The 20366-nt window shown below is 39.3% G+C and carries 13 protein-coding genes; 1 reads left to right on the top strand and 12 read right to left on the bottom strand.

Annotated elements, in window-relative coordinates:
* The first annotated feature begins 588 nt into the window (after positions 1 to 588).
* A complete protein-coding gene (gene xerS / locus ACX9NY_RS31000; protein ID WP_472480142.1) occupies positions 589 to 1686 on the top strand; it encodes a tyrosine recombinase XerS in 1098 nt (365 codons plus the stop codon).
* 92 nt (positions 1687 to 1778) lie between these two features.
* Here xerS and ACX9NY_RS31005 read toward each other — a convergent pair whose 3' ends face one another.
* The 12 genes from ACX9NY_RS31005 to ACX9NY_RS31060 all read right to left on the bottom strand — a co-directional run bounded on the left by ACX9NY_RS31005 (position 1779) and on the right by ACX9NY_RS31060 (position 20333).
* Positions 1779 to 2495 (bottom strand): hypothetical protein, encoded by a 717-nt coding sequence (locus tag ACX9NY_RS31005; RefSeq protein ID WP_472480144.1) that lies wholly within the window; start codon positions 2493 to 2495, stop codon positions 1779 to 1781.
* A 622-nt stretch (positions 2496 to 3117) separates the two neighbouring features.
* Positions 3118 to 3690, bottom strand: a complete 573-nt coding sequence (locus ACX9NY_RS31010; protein WP_472480146.1) for a hypothetical protein — start codon at positions 3688 to 3690, stop codon at positions 3118 to 3120.
* 365 nt (positions 3691 to 4055) lie between these two features.
* A complete protein-coding gene (locus ACX9NY_RS31015) occupies positions 4056 to 7211 on the bottom strand; it encodes an S-layer homology domain-containing protein (RefSeq protein WP_472480148.1) in 3156 nt (1051 codons plus the stop codon).
* A 1347-nt stretch (positions 7212 to 8558) separates the two neighbouring features.
* A complete protein-coding gene (locus ACX9NY_RS31020; protein WP_472480150.1) occupies positions 8559 to 8819 on the bottom strand; it encodes a hypothetical protein in 261 nt (86 codons plus the stop codon).
* Positions 8820 to 9000: 181 nt separating this feature from the next.
* Positions 9001 to 9243, bottom strand: coding sequence for a helix-turn-helix domain-containing protein (locus tag ACX9NY_RS31025; RefSeq protein ID WP_472480152.1), 243 nt, complete (start codon positions 9241 to 9243; stop codon positions 9001 to 9003).
* 100 nt (positions 9244 to 9343) lie between these two features.
* The gene (locus tag ACX9NY_RS31030) at positions 9344 to 9583 is read right to left on the bottom strand and encodes a hypothetical protein (RefSeq protein WP_472480154.1); all 240 of its coding nucleotides are present in this window, start codon (positions 9581 to 9583) and stop codon (positions 9344 to 9346) included.
* Between the two features lie 274 nt (positions 9584 to 9857).
* Positions 9858 to 9998: a hypothetical protein gene (locus tag ACX9NY_RS31035; protein WP_472480156.1), complete on the bottom strand. Its 141-nt coding sequence runs from the start codon at positions 9996 to 9998 to the stop codon at positions 9858 to 9860.
* Positions 9999 to 10541: 543 nt separating this feature from the next.
* Positions 10542 to 17015, bottom strand: a complete 6474-nt coding sequence (locus ACX9NY_RS31040) for a fibronectin type III domain-containing protein (RefSeq protein ID WP_472480157.1) — start codon at positions 17013 to 17015, stop codon at positions 10542 to 10544.
* 247 nt (positions 17016 to 17262) lie between these two features.
* Positions 17263 to 17544, bottom strand: a complete 282-nt coding sequence (locus tag ACX9NY_RS31045; protein ID WP_472480159.1) for a hypothetical protein — start codon at positions 17542 to 17544, stop codon at positions 17263 to 17265.
* A 34-nt stretch (positions 17545 to 17578) separates the two neighbouring features.
* Positions 17579 to 17902 carry a hypothetical protein gene (locus ACX9NY_RS31050; protein WP_472480161.1) on the bottom strand — a complete coding sequence of 108 codons (324 nt, stop codon included), beginning with the start codon at positions 17900 to 17902 and terminating at the stop codon, positions 17579 to 17581.
* A 503-nt stretch (positions 17903 to 18405) separates the two neighbouring features.
* Positions 18406 to 19152 carry a hypothetical protein gene (locus ACX9NY_RS31055; protein WP_472480163.1) on the bottom strand — a complete coding sequence of 249 codons (747 nt, stop codon included), beginning with the start codon at positions 19150 to 19152 and terminating at the stop codon, positions 18406 to 18408.
* Between the two features lie 605 nt (positions 19153 to 19757).
* Positions 19758 to 20333: a hypothetical protein gene (locus tag ACX9NY_RS31060; RefSeq protein WP_472480165.1), complete on the bottom strand. Its 576-nt coding sequence runs from the start codon at positions 20331 to 20333 to the stop codon at positions 19758 to 19760.
* Between the last annotated feature and the right edge of the window lie 33 nt (positions 20334 to 20366).

Genomic DNA, 20366 nt, shown 5'->3' on the forward strand with positions numbered 1-20366 from the left:
CAGTTGCTGGACAAAAGTGTTAGCAGCTTTAAATATTTCAGCTTCCTTATAACGGTGGCCAATCTTGTGTCATCATCCTCGAAAGTGAGAGCCTTTGTGTCATAGGTATGTGACACAAAGGCTTTGTAAAGAAATTACAAGTTCATTTTCTAAAAATAAAAGCTGGATTTACCGAAACTGACAAGAAAATAGCCCGAGATTTTCTATAGTAAGTTGTATTGAATTAAATCAATGGGTTATACTATAAACAAGACTTTAACTCAAATTAGATTAATAAATACACTTGGGGAATTATTCATGACCGATATATTTTTTTGATAAATGTTACCGCATATAATTGATATTATATACGTTAACATTAACGGGCTCATTCCCTACCAAAATGACACAAAGTTCCCTCCTTCATGCAATTATGCCCTTTGTCTTTTATTAACGAAGCACAACATATGTCATTCTCCAGTCTGGTGGGTAACTTTATGTCAATCCAGATATTTAATAAAGGTTTTATGCTGCATGATTATGATCCTTAATTTTTATTATTTACATTTCCATTTAGATTTAAACTTTAAATTATGAGGTGAAAATTTTATGCCCCAGGTTCAAAGAAATTTAGACTATTTAGAACTTATGGATAAACTCCCTTTAATGCCTTGGTATGTCGATCAATTTATTAACTATAAATTACCGGACAGATCCCCAACAACACTACTTGAGTATATCCGAGACTACGAAATTTTCTTCAATTATCTAATCGCTGAGGGTATTTCTTCGGCCGATAAGATTAGCGACATTTCACTTGAAACTTTAGAAAGACTTCCATTAGAATCAATCACAGGGTACAAACATTATCTCTCTATAAGGAATGTTAGTAAAAAGAAAGATTCCTTACCCATTTCTAAATCAACTATATCGAGAAGAATTTCTTCTCTCCGCTCTTTGTTCAGTTATCTAAGCCAATTTGCAGAAGATGAGAATTTATATCCTTTGCTTAAACGAAACGTTATGGCTAAGATTCCGGTACAAAAAATGAAGAAACCTGAGGAAACAGCGAATCGTTTGTCCGGTAAACTACTTCAAGATAATGAGATTGATGAATTTATCGAGTTCATATCTAATGGTTATCCTTCAGCTATAGGAGATAAAAAGCGTGCTTTGGTTTCATATTATCAAAACAAAGTACGTGATGCATGTATTGTTAGTTTGATCTTACATTCTGGACTACGGGTTTCAGAAGTTGTGAACTTGAATTTAAATGACATAGATATGACCACAAATACGGTTTACGTCTTTCGTAAAGGGGGGACAGATGAAGCCTTCAAAACCCCTGTCAATTTCAGAAAAGAGGTCTGTCCGGCATTACGTACCTATTTGAGTATCCGCGTTCATCAATATAAAAATAAGAAAGATAATGCATTCTTCCTGGCTCTACCTAATGGGAAATCAGAAGGAAATAGAATGTCTAAAAGAGCAATTCAGGACATGATTATAAAATACGCCAAAGCATTTGGAAAACCCTTTCTGACCGTTCACAAATTAAGGCATTCTTTCGCAACAGATTATTACCTCTCTAATGATTTATATAAAACTCAATCTCAGCTAGGACATGCCTCTCCACAAACGACACAAATATATGCTCATCTTACAGACAAAACAATGTCCGAAGCAATAGATAGAAGGAACAAATGAATTTCAAAATACTATGTGCAATAACATAATACGCCGTACTTATCTTCCAAGATCGGCGTATTTTGCTACTTTTATAGTCATCAAAATTACTATTAAGGATTGAAATACATTCTCTCTGGTAGATCATCCCAGAATTCCAATAAAGAATCTAAATAGATATTAAGTTCATCATCGTCTACATCAAGAACTAGATCACCCAAAGTTGTTAAATATAGATCCATAACCTTCGTATTCCCTACTCTTCGGAAGTAAGTCGGACGAATTCCCTCTAGTTTCTCTGCTGCCTTCCCATCACCATGTTTAATAACATTTTGGAGAAGACGTAGTTCATCAATTTTCCCCCAGGAAGTTAGTTGTTCAAGAACTACCCCACACTGACTAAAGACCTCCTTAATCTGATCAATCCCACGCGTGCCGAACTTGGAAAATGAAATTTCATTTCCATGCTTATCAATTAGACTATGATGACGAGTAAGTTCTTCATACAATAGCTTTCTTACTTGTTGCTCCCATATCTGATAGAAGGTAGAAATGGTCATTAACTTGGTATTGTATCTCATCAAATTGGAGTTTTCCCAATACCGCTGGCCAAATTCTTCTGCTTGTTGAGCCATCTCTGCAGGATCGCTTCGATCCGGATCGAAATTCATTCCAATCCTCTCATACTCCTCCTCTGCTTTCTTAGTAGCTTCTTCCTCAATATTATCAAATACAGGTGAGAGCTTCTCAAAATAGGTAGTCACGAATGTTGATAGCTGTTCCTTATAAAAGTCACGTTGAAAATTAGGGAGATAAACAAAGGCTGTCATTCTTCCACATCCTTTCAGATAGTAAGTATCTTATACACTATACTTTAATAGCTCGTCAAGAACACTAATAGGTAGGTTACACGTGTGCTGTAGCATTGGCCTTCATCCCTGAAGAATAACAAGTCAAAAGATTAAAGCATCGTATCATCTCTCTCTTCTCATTTACTGACAGTCTTGATACGTCCAAGGGGCTATCGGGGACGACAAATAGGACAGCTGTCGCCGTCCTAGATTCGATTCCTGTATAGCATGCCACCCCGTTGGATATCATATTATCGTCTCACATACATCAGATTCCATTATTTTATGTAATTATTTCTATATTTTATTTATTGCTCTTATTCTTTTCAATTACTATGTATAGCTCAAGTACTTTCGTTGCAAATACAAGTAGAGCTGTTACTAAGACGATAATTCCAGTGCTGATAATGATGGCCTCCTTTCTGTGATTACAATGAATTTATGAAGTAATTAACTCATGTACATTTTAATTCAAGCGGGTTAAAAACGTAAAGAGAATAACTCTTATTTATTGAATGGCGAAACAAAACAAGCTGGCCTATCTTTGAGCCAGCTTGTTGCATAATGGGAGATTCGTTAAGGTGCAATTAAATTCAACATGTTATTTAATTCGCAACTGAACATCATATTTATTTTCCTGAGCTAATAAGAAGAGCGTTCTTATTTTCCTGTCTTTCTTTTTCAAAATTCTTGAATAGGATACCATCACAACTTTCTCGTAAATCACTCCGGTTCCGGTCGATTCATAATCCACTGAGATGCTTTCTTGAAACGTATCATTTAATAGCTGATCTAAAATTCGTTGATGAGTTTTCATATAGTACCGTGTTGATTTGCGAGATTCTTTTTTAAGAGCCTCTTTAAGTTCTAAAACAATTGATTCTAGTTGGTGACGTTTTGGCAATCGTTCTGGTAGATTCATGTGCAATGTTTTCTTAAATCGGTTCATTATCACGTAACTGGTTATTTTCTTGTATACAAATCGATCTGCTATCGTTACAAGAAAAAGTGCCAGTGAAATGACCATTAGATCGACAGCAATATCAACCTGGAATCTCAGAAAAACAATAAACCCTGATAAACATAAAATTAACCATAACGCCCAAACATACTTTGCTTTAATAGCAAATCGGATAAAATCACTTACTAACTTAAATGAAACTAATTTAAACATAATAATTTCTCCTCTTCTATAATGTATAAATCATTATAGAATTTTATCAACTCGAAATGGCTCGAAAATGGTTCTATACGGTTTGAGTCCAACCGAAATTAAAATCAAGAGGGTTTACTGAATTCCCAGGATCTAAAATTGCAATTTCCTGAACAAAATATATTGTATGCTGTTATCTCCGATGCTCGAGATATAATGCTTGTACACCAATTTCCCAAAAATGGTCGGATAAATGTTTTCCCAGACGTTTCATCGTTTGCAATAAGTAGCGGTTAGATATTTACTACACTGAACGTTTATTTATAAGGATGGCTTACCCGGGACAAATATGTGGCCACTACATATCTATTGTAGTGGCCACAATTCTATTTGAACATAGGGTTTAGTTCTGGATCAAGAGACAACATCCGAATAAGAATCGCAGTTGCTTCTGCTCTTGTAACCATTCCTTCAGGGACGAATTGATCAGCGGTCCGCCCCTCGATCAGGCCAGCAGCAAACGCTAATTTGATATTCCCGTGATTCCAGGTATTATTGATATCCTGGAAAGGGACCGTCGTTGTTGTAAAGTTTTTAAGCTCAACGATCCTTCCAACCAATTCGACCGCTTCCGCTCGGGAAAGATACTGATTAGGTTTGAACGTACCATCTGCGTAGCCCTGGATAACCCCTTGCTCTGTGAGATGAAGAATACCCTCTTTTGCCCAGTGAGTAGTCAGGTCCTTAAACACTAGGGGTTGCGATCTGCCTTCCGAAGGCGAAAAGACGCGATCAATCATCATACTAAATTCCGCTCGGGTGACAGCATTGTTAGGCCGAAAGCTTCCATCCGGATATCCGGTTACACCTTGGACAGATTGGAGCTTCTGCACATAACGCTCTCCCCAATGGCCAGGCAGATCCGAATACACTCTACTTGGCTTGCTTGCGGACATTACAGATTGAATCGATTGTACTAAGCCTGATCGGTTGATCACATAAGTGAAGATGGATTTATCAATTTCTGAAGGCAAAACCTCTTTTTCAGCCTCCCCGCTGTTTTCGGCCACCGTTCCTGAATCTTTTATATCTTGTGATGGGGTCGTGTAACCCCCGTCTCCCCCTGGCTGAGAAGGCAGATCTATCGTTTTTCCTACTACGCTGATTGAATATTCTTCAGAGTGGATTCCTCCCAACTGGGCGGACACGTTTACCGTGCCAGCTCTCATGGCTTGTAGCTGGCCATCTTTTATTCCGATGATGTTGGGGTTAGATACTTCCCAAGCAACTTGTTCTGTGACTTCTATGGATGAGTCATCCGGAAAGAGTGCTTCCACAACCGGCGTATGAGTTTCACCAATAATCATCTTCTCATGCAATCCAGTAATCTGCAGCTTAGAGATGTCATCATTTGTCAGCACCTCAACGATGATGGTATATGTTTGTACGGACCCGTCACGAGCGAGAATAGAATAAATCACAGGTGAAGTAAAATCATTCTTAGTGAGGCCGCTGATCTGAATATGTCCTTCCACCTCGGCAGATACACCCTTCATATCAAAGCTTGCAACCAGTTCACTCAGATCTGTCCCGTAAAGCATTGAAACATGAACGGTATGAGAGTCTTTATTGATTTTCCCGTTAATCTCGTTAATCCGGAACGAAAGCAGCTGCTTGTCCTGACTGGTATCTGGTTTTACCTCAACAAGGATCTCAAGTGAAACATCGAAGTAGTTCACCCTGATTGTAGTCGTTCCAACGTGATGAGCATTTACCATACCAGACGGCGTGATAGATGCAATATCAGGGTTAGAAGAGCTGTAAGACACATTACGTGTCAGATCCGCTGTACCGTTGTTCGAATATTTCCCTTGTATATGAAGCTGCCGGCTCTCTCCTGGAATGAACTCTAGAGAGGCTGCACTACTTGTTAATGACTGGATCGGACTCGCCAGCTCCGGATGGAAGTCACGAATAGTAGACTCTGCTTTTTTTCCAACGGGATAATAGTTGTTCGAATCATTTGAAACTTGCCAGATAGAGTATCCTTTAAACCAGCTGTTGCTACCGAAACTTTTTTGGTAGGCTTCATAAGCATGGCTTTGTACGTCCTCATTCTTATCACTAGATACATCCGGATTCCATGGAGTAAAAGCCCCATAATTCACGCTTGGGATTCCAAGTTCTCCTAAGAATATATCCCGTCCCCAAATTTCTGAAAAAGACCGGATCTCATCATAGACATTCTGATGTCTTGCGTAGATACTGGAGCTGCTTAAATCAGAAATCAGATCTGCAGTACTTGGAGCTGGATTTTCATTCAACTCAAAGTACGCAGCAATCGTAATAAAATCAACATATCCAAAGATTAGATTATTCTTCTTTTCATTGTACTGATTCTTGGTGGATGGGTCCCACTCTGCCGTGATCCACCAGGAAGTTTTATATGTAAGCTTACCAGGATATGCATCACGGATGAAAGAGAAGACATCGCGCCAGTACCAAAGGTGGGATTCTATCTTGGTGTAACTGGACCCCGCAATAACAGCATATACGTCTTTAGGGATGGCGATCTCATGCAACAGAGTGGACCATACTACAGATTTATAGTTCCAGAAGAATTCGTTCAAATCCGTCGGATCATAATTCACTTCCGAAACACTGCCCTCAGCGATCCACGGAAAGGCTTCTAGGATTACATTTACGCCTCGATCATTTAGCACATCAATGAGTGCCTTCGCCTGTTCCACATCGCCTGGATGCATGCTTAATTCATGGCTGTGGGCATCGGGAACATCAAATCTCACCGGGACAACTACCGTATTCAAGCCAAGCTTATCGATATTGGCGATAACTCGATCTATATTCCCCAAATCTTTAGGTAAAACCGTCCCTGATTTTATCAGTGGGATAGGTTCTTCCTCTACTTTCGAAACGACGATGTAAAGTGTTTTGAGAAGCTGCCCTACTCGGACGTTGATGAATGTTTCACCTTCGCTAATAGCACTAATCAGTCCTGTTGCGCTAACATCCGCAATGCTTGAATCTTGTGAATCAAAGGTGGCTATGGGGACAGCATCTGCTATGTATTTATCATTTGTGAGGACGGCTTGTGCTGTGAGTTGAATAGAATCACCGATTGTTAACACGTTATTAGAAACCTGCGCCTCAAGCCTTAAGTAATCAACGATATTCAATGTACTTGATCCGGTTTCTCCATATACATCTGCAGTCACCGTAACTTCTCCTACGGACTTCCCTAGGAGTACACCGGGCTGATTGAAAGCCGCTATGGTGTCATCATCAGAGGACCAGTTACTTAATGAGGTCAAATCGTCCATATGGCCATCTTCATGAGACCATACGGCTTGCAACAGCCTTTCCTCACCCACCAGAATGTAATCCGGGTTTCCATGTTCAATGACTAAATTGGGGGAGACCGATCCTTCTGCAAAGGAGATCAGATTAAAAGACAGACCTATAGACTGGAATACCAACATAAAAATAGTGCTGAGTGTCATAACTTTCGTGAAATATTTCATCAGATTCTCTCCATTTCAACCAAAAAAAGCACTACTTAATATAGGGCTTATGCCTTATTAAGAGGTGCTTCCTCTGGAAAATATTATACGGATAATATAACTTGAACTTGGCTTTAACGGGTGAAATTGAGTCTACATCAGAATTCTAGTACTCTTTTGTCTTCAGCTGGGCAACTTCATGGTACCTTACCCGGTTAAGGAGATTACTTGCCTCACGTTAATTGTTAAACTTTTTTCTTCTGATTTCTATAAATGTTAGAGCTACTGAAACTGTAATAACTGCTGCTCCAAATGCCCCCACAGGAATTACGTACCAATATGGGGCAGGTATTCCTGATAGTTTTAACATTAACGCTGTCATTGATAATAGTATTAGAATTATGATTAGTGGCGTAGAAACTAACTTTTGGAATGAAGGATGGTCTAGCATTATAATATCGTACCTTTCTTGTTTGATTTGCAAAGCCTTGGAAAGAGACTTTACATATATTCATTTTATTACTGCTTATAGGTTTTGTTAGCTCTATTCAAATTATAACTGGCTGGAACATTATCGAGTAATTAAAAACTATCCTCAATAGAAATAGATTAACAAATGGATAGGTTTTAACTTACGAATTTGAGTATGGTAAGACTTATCATTGTAATCAGAGGCTATACTTTACGTCTCATCTCTCTTCCTAAAAGTAGACTTTGTAGTAATCTTCTTCTATCCCGTAATTAGTTACTGCATTAATCTTTTCTTTCCTTAATTAACACAGCCCTCTTACTATTTCTTAAAGTACGTACAAATACACGCGTACTATATCGTTCTCTCCTTTTCTTTATTTTTTTCATAACAACAAGAAAAATTAAGATAATGAATCCTAACAGAAACCATTTAACCAAACTATTCACACTCCTCTCTTTGGGAATACCATTCACAAATTTTTTTGAAAAAAAACTAAAGTTTCATTAGTTTATATCTATTCTTTCGAAGGTAAAATCCCCTTCTCGCCAGATCCTCTGTACACTTTTAATATTGTTATCGCTCAAAAGCACAGATGCGCCTTAAACTTTCCCATACTAACAATCCCCCTTACCTTTGAAGCATTTATATACATTGGTCTGTTACCCTAACTCACCGAACGAGCCAGTGGTATTTTCGGAACGTCCCATTTATCATATTTGGTTCCACTACGCTACCGTAACTCTTAATATGGTTTGTTTTTAGAGATATGTTCTTTAGCCCACTTCGGCAAACTAGCGCCACTTATAGATTGATAACAAAAATAAAGCAATCCAGGGGCCGCACCCACAAGAAACCACTTGAATCCTTTTGTTGCGTAGACCATCCATAATAAACTTCTATATAAGCCCTTTATCAATAGGATTATTTCCATTCCTCAAATGAGATGTGTCAACGGGTGTTAATACTCTTTTGCGTACTGCTTGCCCTATTGTTTGAAATGGTGATTTGGGTCCGCGATACAAAAGACCCGTTGATTTAATTGAAATGATTTCCCACGTTCTAGCATCAACAGTAAACAAATCACTTACATTAGGCTCCTCCTCAGTTACGATGTAAAATTCAGTTTCATCATCTTCTGGGAATTTCACTACTTGCATTCTAGCAACTCCCCTCGCCACACTTTTTATGTAATAATGTCCAGCTGATCAACTACACGAAAAACGAGTAAGTCCTCAAACTTCTATTGAAAGAAGCAGTGTACAGTTGTACCTTCTGGACCAAACGAATCATTTACGATCCTGTTGATGGCAAACAAAATACATACCTTTGTCAATCTCGTCAGGTGAGCTCAGACGCACATGTCCAGTATTGAGCTTTATGTGATTGATGTGAATCAATCCGCCACCTTCTTTTTTGTTCCAAAATGTCGTTTGGCTGAACGCCAGAATGTGTACAGATTTTATCAATCACATCTAGAGATACATTCTTCTTTTCAAAGTTAGCGACGGTTGATGGACTAAAGCCTAGCAACTGCTTAAGTTCTGTTCTTTTGATATCTCTGTCCAACAAAAGCTTAAACATAGGAGGGTTAACTGAAATCCCAGAATCTAGAATCGCAATTCCCTATCCAAAATATACCCCGCCGTCCTATTGGGTTTTACAGGAATCACTCATCATCTTTTTATTTGTAAATCATAATTCCATAAATCTGATCATCACCAATTATCTCTTTATGATCAATTTTGACAGGGTCTAGCATCGCTATACCGATGCAATTACGCCATACTCTATTGACTAATAGAGAAGTAATATCATTTCGAACAAACTTTTTACGATTTAACAAACGGAGTAAATCTTTCAGAGGATATTCTATGGTGGCGATTATTCCAGGGGCATCTCCAAAAGTACTAAGTGCCAACATTACAGACTCCCTATCAGTAAAAAAATGTCTAATGTAGCTTCGATCAAGTTCTGATGTATCCACTCGGTCAATGATTACTGCAGACTCTGTCTCACATAAATAACAATCTCTACTGTCACAGTAGCCATGACAATATTGACAAACATATAACTTCATATTTTGGGGCATAATAAATCACCTCTCGTACTATTTTCTAACTGCTAATTGACTACAAGTTCAATCATCAATTTTTGATTATTTTATCTGATAGATTAATCCTATCTTGGATGATTTCTTACATTATTTTACGTAGAGGCTGGGGCTGTTCCTTGTTCTTATCAAGCAATGGTTGTACAACAGGAAGCCTTTTCTTGTCCTTGCTTTCATACAAGTACTTAAGTACATCCTTAACATTGATCTGCTTCTTTTGTATCATAGTACTAACTCCTATCGGTTTTTGGATTAAAATCATGATAAAGCTGCTGATACGTCCTACCTCCTTCACAGATAAGTGATAATAAATAAAAAAATAATCAAAAAAAGCACGCAATTATCCCCTATGTTAGGATAATTGCGTGCTTCGCAATATTTTAGTTATTCAGTTAAAGATACTCTAACATTAAATATATTATCTATCAACATATATTGAAGTTGATTGGATTGGCCATCTCCGGTAGAGCTACGCCGATTATATCGATAAACACTAATGTTTACGCTCGACCGGCTTGAGTGGATAAATCCTATAAACTCACGCTTAGAGAGCTCTAGGGACGGTATGGCCGTACATTCCCTTGCCATGTTTCAACACGTGATGGGGACATCATACTTCCAGAGATAGACAAATAGGACGGCCGTCGCCGTCCTATTGTGTGTGATCTACATGATTAGTGAACCTACGAAGACCAGTCTCTAAACCATTCTTTCACTGCAAAGTCGTGCATTCAGCTTACCATATGGTTCTTTGTGTAGCATGTTCGTTTCATTTTGAAATTGAATTTAAATGATCGCGTAAACGGAAGATCATTACAGCTGCCTCAGCACGTGTCAGTCCGTGTTTCGGCCGGAAGGTATTGTCCGGATACCCTTGTACAAATTTCTGCGCTGTTGCCATTTTTACATCTTCTAATGCCCATACTGCAATATCCGAATTATCAGAAAATTGTTGAGCTGTAGTTGACGATGTTACGCCTTCCTTAATCAACACATTGACCAACATCTTTGCAGCCTGTTCTCGATTAACTACTGCATTCGGTCGGAATTCAGTGCTATTGAATCCTTTTGCAATACCATTAACAACAACCGCATTTAGTTCAGTTATATACCATGCAGTATCTTTAACATCCTGGAACGGCATTGTGATGGATTCATCAGGACTGGCGTTTAGGACACGCGCAATTAATGCAGCAAATTCCATACGTGTGATCTCTTTATTCGGGGCAAATGCATTTGTGCTAATGCCCTTTATGACACCATCTTTCGCTAAGGTTTCGATCTCATTCTTAGCAAAACTTGAATCGGACACATCTTTAAACACACCCGATACCGATCCAGACTGCTCATTATCCTGCTGATCTCCTTTAACATCATCATCAGGTTTGTCGTTTTCAGGCTTGTCTGAATCTTTATCATGATTTGTCTGAGGGGTTGGAACTGAAGGGCTGCCTGTATTTACAGGTTGTTCCTGTTTCGTGGTTTGTTCCACTTTTATCCCCTTCGTACTCTCTCCTCCAAGATTTACAGCCCTCACTTCGTATACATGCTTGGTATTAGGTGTAAGATTTTTATCTGTCCAAGATTTTTCCCCAGCACCTACACGTCCTACTTCCTTCCCAGCTTTATAAATCACAAATTCAGTTAAGTCTTTTGTATTCATCACATTGCTGAAGATGAGCGTAATGGATCTCTCTGAAGCACTTGACTCAATACCCGTAGGCACTGATGGTAGAGTCCACACAGGGACTGACACCGGCGCTGATGGATACCCTGCTGCATTCTCTGTCACAATGTTCAAAATAGTTTTTGTTCCTGGCTCCAGCCCTTCAAGACGGATCGGCGAGGTATCTCCACGCCATAATTCGGTTCCATTCTTATCCAGGACCACATACTCATTTGCTTGCTCTACGGCTTGGAAACTAATTTCTACCCAATCATCCCCTGATTTCACCTCTGGAGCTGACACGGGCTTCGTTGCCGTTAATGCAGTCAATTTAACACCTTTTCCTTCGCCGCCCTCATTTACTGGCACGATCTCATACTCATATTTTTTACCTGGTTCCACCTCAGTGTCTGTATAGCTCACTTGGCTTCCTGCTTCTACCGTCGTAATTTTCACACCATTTCGTAAAATGGAGAACTCTTGGATTTCCTGTCCTGCTGTCTCGATCTCCATTGTTACGGAGTGAGACTTCACATTAGTAATTTTGACATTGCTATTGTTCAGTTCAGCTCGAGTCACCAGTTTCACAAGAACACCTTTTGACGCGTGGTCCGTTTTATTGAAGGCTGATAACGTTAAATTATACACATATCCCACTTGCAACTGTGTAAGGAGTGCAACGGGTTCCGATCCGCTGTAATACACTTGACCTGTTGCTTTATCTGTAATCTCATATCTCAAAGCTCCATGGGGTTCAGTCCAACTTAATGTTGCATCTAAATTTTGTACATCCACTCGTTCTAGTTCTGGCGCTTCGGTTCGGGTACTCCACACGATCTCAGATTCAGAACCTATGCCAGTCGCATTTTCGGTTGCTACTTTAAAGCGGTATTCTGACCCTGGTTGCAAGTCCGCAACGTCAAATTCCGATCCTGTTACTTCCGTTGTATTACCTTGCTCATCCGTGATCCAGTAGCGAGACGCCGTTTTATCTTCTTCCCAGGTTAATGTCATCCCCGTTTCACTGAAAGTCTTCACCGTCAGTAATGCTGGTCGCACCGGTCTAGTCAAGAAGCTGAATGCTGTCGGTTCACTCCAACCGGAGCTATTACCTGCTTGAACGGTCCCGCTATATTCCGTGCTACCTTGAAGCGGTGACAAAACATAGTTGAGATCATTCGTCAGGAATTCTTCTCCATTCAGTTCAATTTTATAATGGGTTGCACCTGTCACGGATGAAATGTTGAATTCTGCTTCCGTTTCTCCAATTCCAGTAACTTGTACAGATTCAACATTACTCGGTAATGTCACTGTCCTTACAATTTTCGCTTTTCCTGCACCTGTTCGATTGAAAGCTACCAGTGACACGCTGTATTCCTTTCCTGGTTCAAGTCCTGAAGCCGTATATTCCAGATTTGGACCTTGATACTCGGCAACAAGATTTTGTTCGAGATCATACACCTGAAGGTGATACTTGATTCCGCTTGGTACGCCGTTCCATTGAGCTGTGAATCCTGTTGTACTAAAACCGAGCATTTGTAGGGAGTTATCCTGTTCAGGCAAGGTCATTACATTCAAAGGTTCCGAGACATCACCTTCGCCCGTTTCATTTCCAGCTGCCACTACGTATTCATACTCTGTTCCAGGGGTTAAGCCAGTATCTTTATAGTTTAGATCTCCCCCGTTATACAAGAGGGCGTTATTACGATAAAGATCATAATAGGTTGCCGTGGTAACGCTCTGCCACTCTGAAATTACGCTATCTTCTTTAATTTCAATAGCTGTAAATCCCATTGGCGTTTCCGGAAGGGTTAAAAATCCGACACCAGTAGCCAAGCCCTCACCACTATCATTAATTGCTGATACTTGAACCGTGTAGCTGCTTCCTGGAATTAGTCCAGTTAATGCTTTTTGAGTGCTTGAAACTAATCCGTTTTCTATAATATCACCTTGGTTATCAATCAACTTCAAGCGATAATTGGTTGCAGTCGGTACAGGATCTATGTTAATCAACATTTCTCCTGGTGTCCGAAAGACAGGGCTGATTTCGACTCCAGGACTAGCTGGATATGTTAGTGCAGAGGCTTGTGTCTCCACTGACCCGACATGATTTCGAATCGTCAGCTGATAGTTATAAATTTGACCACCTTGTAGCTGCTGGTCCACGTATTCATGAACCGGATACTCCAATATCTTCTCTATACCGGTATTCATGTTTTTGATGGTATACGTGTAGCCTGATGTGTATCGATTTCCGCCAGGTAAATCCCAGCTTAGTTTGACTTCAGAAGCACTGATTGCTGTTGCTTCCAGTGTTGGGGCATCGGGTGCCTTCTGTACTTGATATGGGTTGGACGTATGTGTACCGATATTTCCAGCTTTGTCTTTCACTTGTGTATGCACATACCAGATGCCTTCTTTGTCCTCTATGGTCACTTTGCCGTTGTCTGGCATTACCTGCCATGCTTCACTCGGTTGTTCGCTTTGACTAATCTCTACATATACCGGTTCAATTACACCCGACAACCTATCAGATGCCTTAATTTGAACATCGGTACCCTGCAGCGACCATTGCAGTCCATTAGGTGCATAATCCACATCAGGTAGTTCCTTGTCAATTCGGATATCGAATTGAGTCTCCGGACTGATGAGCCCTACTGCATCCACGGCGCGAGCTGTAATTGTATGCTCACCTGATTCTGTAAAGGAGCCACTGTCACCCCTAACGTAAGGACTATCGCCAATTTTATACTCGTAATATACTTCCGATGCATCTTGACTACCATTTAGTTGGAATGTCACATCTTTGTTTGTCCATTGGCTCTCTGAGAGAGTATAACTCGGCTCTGTCGGTGCAGTGCGATCGATGAGGACCTTTGCAGTTGCTTCAGGACTGATATTACCTGCGACATCAATCGTCCGCGCCAATACTTCTGTTTCTCCTTCCTCATCGACAATCATTTTCCCATTATAGAATGTCCAATTTCCTGTCCCTACTTTAACCTCTGTCCGTTCTACGCCGCTCAGGTCATCTGTTCCATTCTTCAGGCTAATCGTTACCGGATCTTGTGTATAGGATTCCTCAGACAAGATCAACTCTGGTGCTGTGGGTACTTGCTTATCAATTCGCACAGTGACTTCCGTTGATTGGCCAACATTCCCTGCCTTGTCCGTTGTACGGAACTGGTATGTCCATTCTCCGGAATCTCCGATGACTACAGGATCATTGTACTGGTTCCATGTTTCTCCGTCTCTCGTATATTCCGTGTAATTCGCACCACTGCCAACATCGACCCCATGCTTAGCTATCAGCTTCACATCTTTGTTTGTCCATGTGTTTTCAGATAAGGTTACCTCTGGGTTTCCAGGAGCTACTTTATCAAATATGATTCTTCCGTTGTAGGTTATTGCGTCCGTGCCTTGATTCCCATCATTTCCGTTAATTTTTACATTGGTATATGTTCCTTCCGGAACTTCATTGACTGACCAATCAAGTTGCCAAATTCCAGCCCCTGTAATACTCGTTGATTTAGTAATTCCATTTAAAGTTGCTGAAATGGAAATTTCGTCTCCATCTGAATCAAATGCGGTACCCTTCAAGCTGATTTTCTCAGCTGCTGTACCGATCATTTGATCAGAATTATCTACTACAAGTACGGGGGGCATATTTGTAGTTGACTTTTTGGTATACCAATACCCATCTGTGTGTAAACCATCATCAGGATAGGTCTTATCAATATCAAGTATGTTACTCTGCTGTAAGGTATCTTTAACTTTTACTGTTGTATTAGCTACAGCTTCATAGCGTGTAACTTGAGTTTGCTCTAGATTAGTAACTGCATACTCTGTCATACTTTTATAACCTATTGCAAATAATCTAGTACCTGCCCAAGTTGGGTAAGTTGGGGCCGTTTCATACTGACCCACACCAGAAAAATCACCGGTGGTACTATTAAAAGTGTAGTTTCTGTACCCTGAAATATTAGAAATATCACTTTTATACGTTGTACCTCTAGATTCCCTGTAACCTGTTATCTGATTCTTGGTACTATACTTATCCCAGTAGTACAAAGCATTTGTGTCTACGGATAGATTTCCTGTGTATGTTGCTGTAGAGACTCCTCCCTTACCGTCCACCACTGTAATAGCCGGCCTACTGAAAGTACCACTATTACTAAACTCGGATGTACGCCAGACAAGAGACCAAGCCTTAGTATCCTTAGTTTGACTTACAACTATTTGTTTCTCTACCCCACCGATGCTCGCGGATATGGATAAGGTATCATTATCTACATCAGAGACAGTACCTGAAACAGTTAACGTATCATTTCCCGTTTTTAAGTTTATAGACTGATTACCTGACTGGGTTACACTAACCACTGGATTCGTGTTAGGTATTAAGCCAACGCGAGTGTACCAGTACCCATCGGTATGCACTCCATCTATAGGATACGTATTTTGTGTTGCCTTAATGTTAGCTTCCATTAAAGAACCTTTAATGGACTGACTACCTTGAGAAGTCCAGTACAGGTCTTCTTGTGTGTAAGATCTATCACTTAATCTAGTCCATCTGATTATATTGTTTGGGTTGTTAAAGTGGGTTGTATATCCTACAGGTTGTGAAGCGCTCAGGTGATAGAAGTAAGTACCTTCGATTTTGGAAGTTCTACTACCCTCATCTACAGAAAAACCTGTGTAGTATCCTGGTATATTTGGTTCTGCGTCATAGTTCCACTTACTCCAGCTGTAAGGTAAGGTTTTAGTTACCCTAAATTTGCTCCAGTAGTAATAGATTTGTTGCTGTATGATTACTTTACCCTCATAGTTCACGGCTTTGACTTCCATACCATCGTTAGCATATATTGCTGGAGTTGTATATGTACCCACAGGTAACTCACTAGACTCCCAAGTTAATGTCCAAGTCTTCGCTACCGCTGTATCAGAGACATCTATAGATTTCTTAACACCTCCAACATAGGCGTACACGTTTACCGTGTTGTTATCAACGTCTTGAACTGTACCAGTTATACTGAAACTACCTGTATCATTATATAATGACTTATCTCCAGAGGAGGTTAATGCGACTACAGGTGCTGTATTGTTGACACTTCCTACATAATCATACCAGAATCCATCACTATGTTTTGCTGCTTTAGGATACGTGTTGGGACTATTGCTATATACATTCTCCACGAACTCGCCTTTTATAGGAGCTAGTTTTGAAGTGATTGTTCCCTTTTCGTAAGTACCATTATCATCACCTGACAGCCAAAAATAGCCAATCTGATCTTTTAGTCCAATATCGTCGTAAACGTACCCATTATTCCAAATGCCCCTACCAGATAGAGTGATTTCTCCAGTAGTTGGATTAACCTGATAAGAGTTATATCCGTTTAAGCTAAAGTAACCTGCACTAGCTTGAGTTCTTGTTAATGAGCTAACATACCCCTCCTTAGCGGTGTATTTACCCCACTTGTGCATGACAGCGGCTTGCGTACTACTTGGGAAAAATGTAATTCCTGACACGGTAATGATCAAAGCAAGCATCAGGTTAAGTACTCTTTTCAATCTATTCAACTTAATACACCCGCTTTCTATTTTTATTTAGTTCCTGTAAGAGGATATTTTCCGGATTGCTACCCACACGATAATAATTGCTCATAACTTTAATGATCATTAAAATTTAACTCCTTACCTTCGTAGTTCAAGTTCGATGGAATAATGCGATAAAAAAACAGCTACTGAAATTGTTCCCAATCCACTAGATTAAAGCGGAAAAATAAGCAGCACTAACCTTAACTAGGGATCATGAATTACATTCTAATCAATTAGGTTCACTCGCAGTGGTCTTGATATATATTGATGGATAACCTACGGTGTAACCCATTTCTTGTGCTTCGAAAATAAAGTTGATACCGTACTGCAGCTGCTCTACTTTGTCGTTACCTGAACGGTTATACTCTTCTGTCAAATACTTCATTAAATCACTCAGTTCGGAATTCGAAATTTCACATTCTGCGAGAACAGCATGAATTAATTCATCATCGCCAACGTAACATTCATGTTTACTAAATTCTTCAATGACCCTCTCATATATCTCATTCATTTTTGACCATCCCTTCCTCCCGATATGTTAAGAATCATGCGTTTTTGAGAATTGATTCTCTTATGGACGATGCTTCCTGTTCATTGGATTCTAAATCTACATATGACGGAACCATTTTACCGTCATCATTGAAATAATTTCCAAAAGTTAAGGATTCCTCTTTACTATTCGTGAAACAATAACAACCAGCTGTAGGGATCTCTTCTAGTCGCCACCCGTCCAAATTCTCATTTTCTTTCCGGAAAATTTCTTCAATCTCTTTTAAATCGTTTATCACTTCCGGATTGGTGATTTCCTTAATATGTGAATCTCTCAAAAAAGTGAATTTAGGACTCTTCCCCATATCGTTACCGTACATATTTAACTCCGTTCCACCCATAGCGCGGCTTTCGTAGCCACCATATGAGTAATTTTGTGTTGGAAACCCTTCTGTAATAAAGGATGTCCTAATTACTGCTTCATCTGCGAGTTCTCAACTGATTCTAAAAACTCCCTCAACCTTGCCATGCTCACGATCCCCTCCCTCTGACGTATTGATAAACTTTGACTACCGTTTGCTACTTCCTGATGAGATGTGGTGTTTGGTTTGCTGCTGTTGTTGTTGTTGTTGCTGACTACAAATAAAAACAAAATAAGCACGCAATTATCCCTATGTTAGGATAATCGCGTGCTTCGCAATTTATAGATATTCAGTTGTTATCGTAACTTTAACATTATTTAAATTATCTATCAACACACAAACACTCTTCCAACTATGCATGAATAAGTAAAGATAGTAACTAGGTATTTGGTGAGGTTGAAGTAATTTCATGTGTTCATTCCTCTGTCAATCTCAGCAGTTATGAGCATATTAGATTTACCTTACTTGATCATCGTCATCTGATTCTTTGAAGATATATGGGCAGAGAAAACATTTGAACTGTTTGATGAAGCCCAGTCTCCTGCTATAACGAATATGTAATTCATATTGGCATATATCCAGTCTTTAATCTCTCTATATAATTTTGCATCAGCAAATTTTAGAATGAATGTGTATTTCTTTTGTGCTATCGGTGCAATTAAATGGATTTCCATTTTTTCTGGGACATAGAATTTCTTCGGCTTTCTTTTGGCTTCTATCAACCGCAAACCTTCCACTCCACTCGTATACATTTTTGCACTATCATCATTAAGCAACATGTGTCCCACCATTACTCCGTTGTACGTATCAGAACAATCGTTGTGCCACGTACACATATCATAGATTTGACGGATGGTTCTTAAAGGCTTGTCTACTGCAGGGCCATTGCTGTGATTATTGGGGGTTAGTTTATTTGATTGTGATCTTCCCGCACGGGTTAGAGACATCAGTGCATTTTTGAAGTCAAACGCTTGCTCGTTAAACTTACCCGGTTTAAAACTGTTCGATCTTGTGTAATGGACGCAATCATCTAAGTGTCCGTGTCCTCTGAAAAAAGATGCAGAAACGCCTTCCTTAATAACAATTTTCATTATAGCCTCACATAAATGATTCGGGCAGTAGAATTCACGTTCTTTATCTTCTTTCAAAGCCTCTCTCGCTAAGACTTTCACTGTCCTTGCCTTATCTTTGTAAGCATACTTTACCATATGTTTCACCCTGCCTCTTTTTAAATTAGTATGAAATGGATCAATTAGATAAGCAGCACAAAACAGCACGTCTATTTCTTTAAAGTCGTTTCAGCTTAAATAACGCTACGATTTGCACAATACGAATGATAGGAATTGGAATGTGGTAGTTTAGTTAATCGTACCCGTTTTATTAATTCGACCAACACCCAGCGCAAATTTAATATAATAATTATACCATTTATTTTTGATATCTCGGCATAAAAGCACATGTATATCCAATTGAAAGCCTAACCTTTAATTATAGAATTCTCTGCAAACTGTGTTATAAAAAAAAGACTTATACTGCTACCGAGTTACCAACGGTATAGACTCTTCAGACCCTAAAGGCTGTGGTTTACCACGGCGCGCATGAACTAAATATAATATCTCAAGCGAAACCCACCGTCAGGCGTCCAACCTTATGAGGTGGGTTTTCGCTTGCTACGAAACTTTTTTCTTAATCAAAGGTGTAGCTACTGCCCTAGAATGTTATGCGCGTATGGCATCCACTCACGATCTCTCACTTTACCTCGCAAGAAACTTCCCCACTAACTTTCTCATTGGGAATGCGCTGTAAATTCTAACTAATAAGGATAAGGATCATAAATCTTGCTACTATCAGGATGCTCATGAGAAACAATATCATCTGAAGATAGTTTTCCGTAAATCATAAAAGACAAATGATTTAGTGATTCTTTTGTTCTTAAACTATCTATTATATTTTCTATAAAAGGCTTTCCTATAAAATCTAGAGGAACATCACATGCAAAGATAGTTGGTTTTCCATTCTTTTTCAACTCATCTCTTAGATAAAACTGTGCAAAAACAGAGTTGATAAATTCACTACCATAGAGTAGATAATGCCCTGATCTTTTAACAATTTCTTCTTTAGTAATAGCAAACCATACTCGATTTGGCTCGGTCCATAATTGATTGAAAGTGGTCATAATTCTCTCTTCGCTGATATATTTTTTTGACTTTAGAATTGTTTGAATTTGCTCGTATGCCCTTTCTTTTGTTAAGGGTATAATTCCTTCTGTATAATAACTATTTAGACTGTTTGTCCTACATCCATGGAATGCTCTAATGTGTGTGTATTTTTTTAAAATATTGATACCAGAATAATCCTCGCCTTCCTTATAAACAAAAACTTGTTTCATAAGATGAACCTCCTTTTTTAACAGTTATTCTCG

The organism is Paenibacillus sp. CB74 (assembly GCF_055687625.1).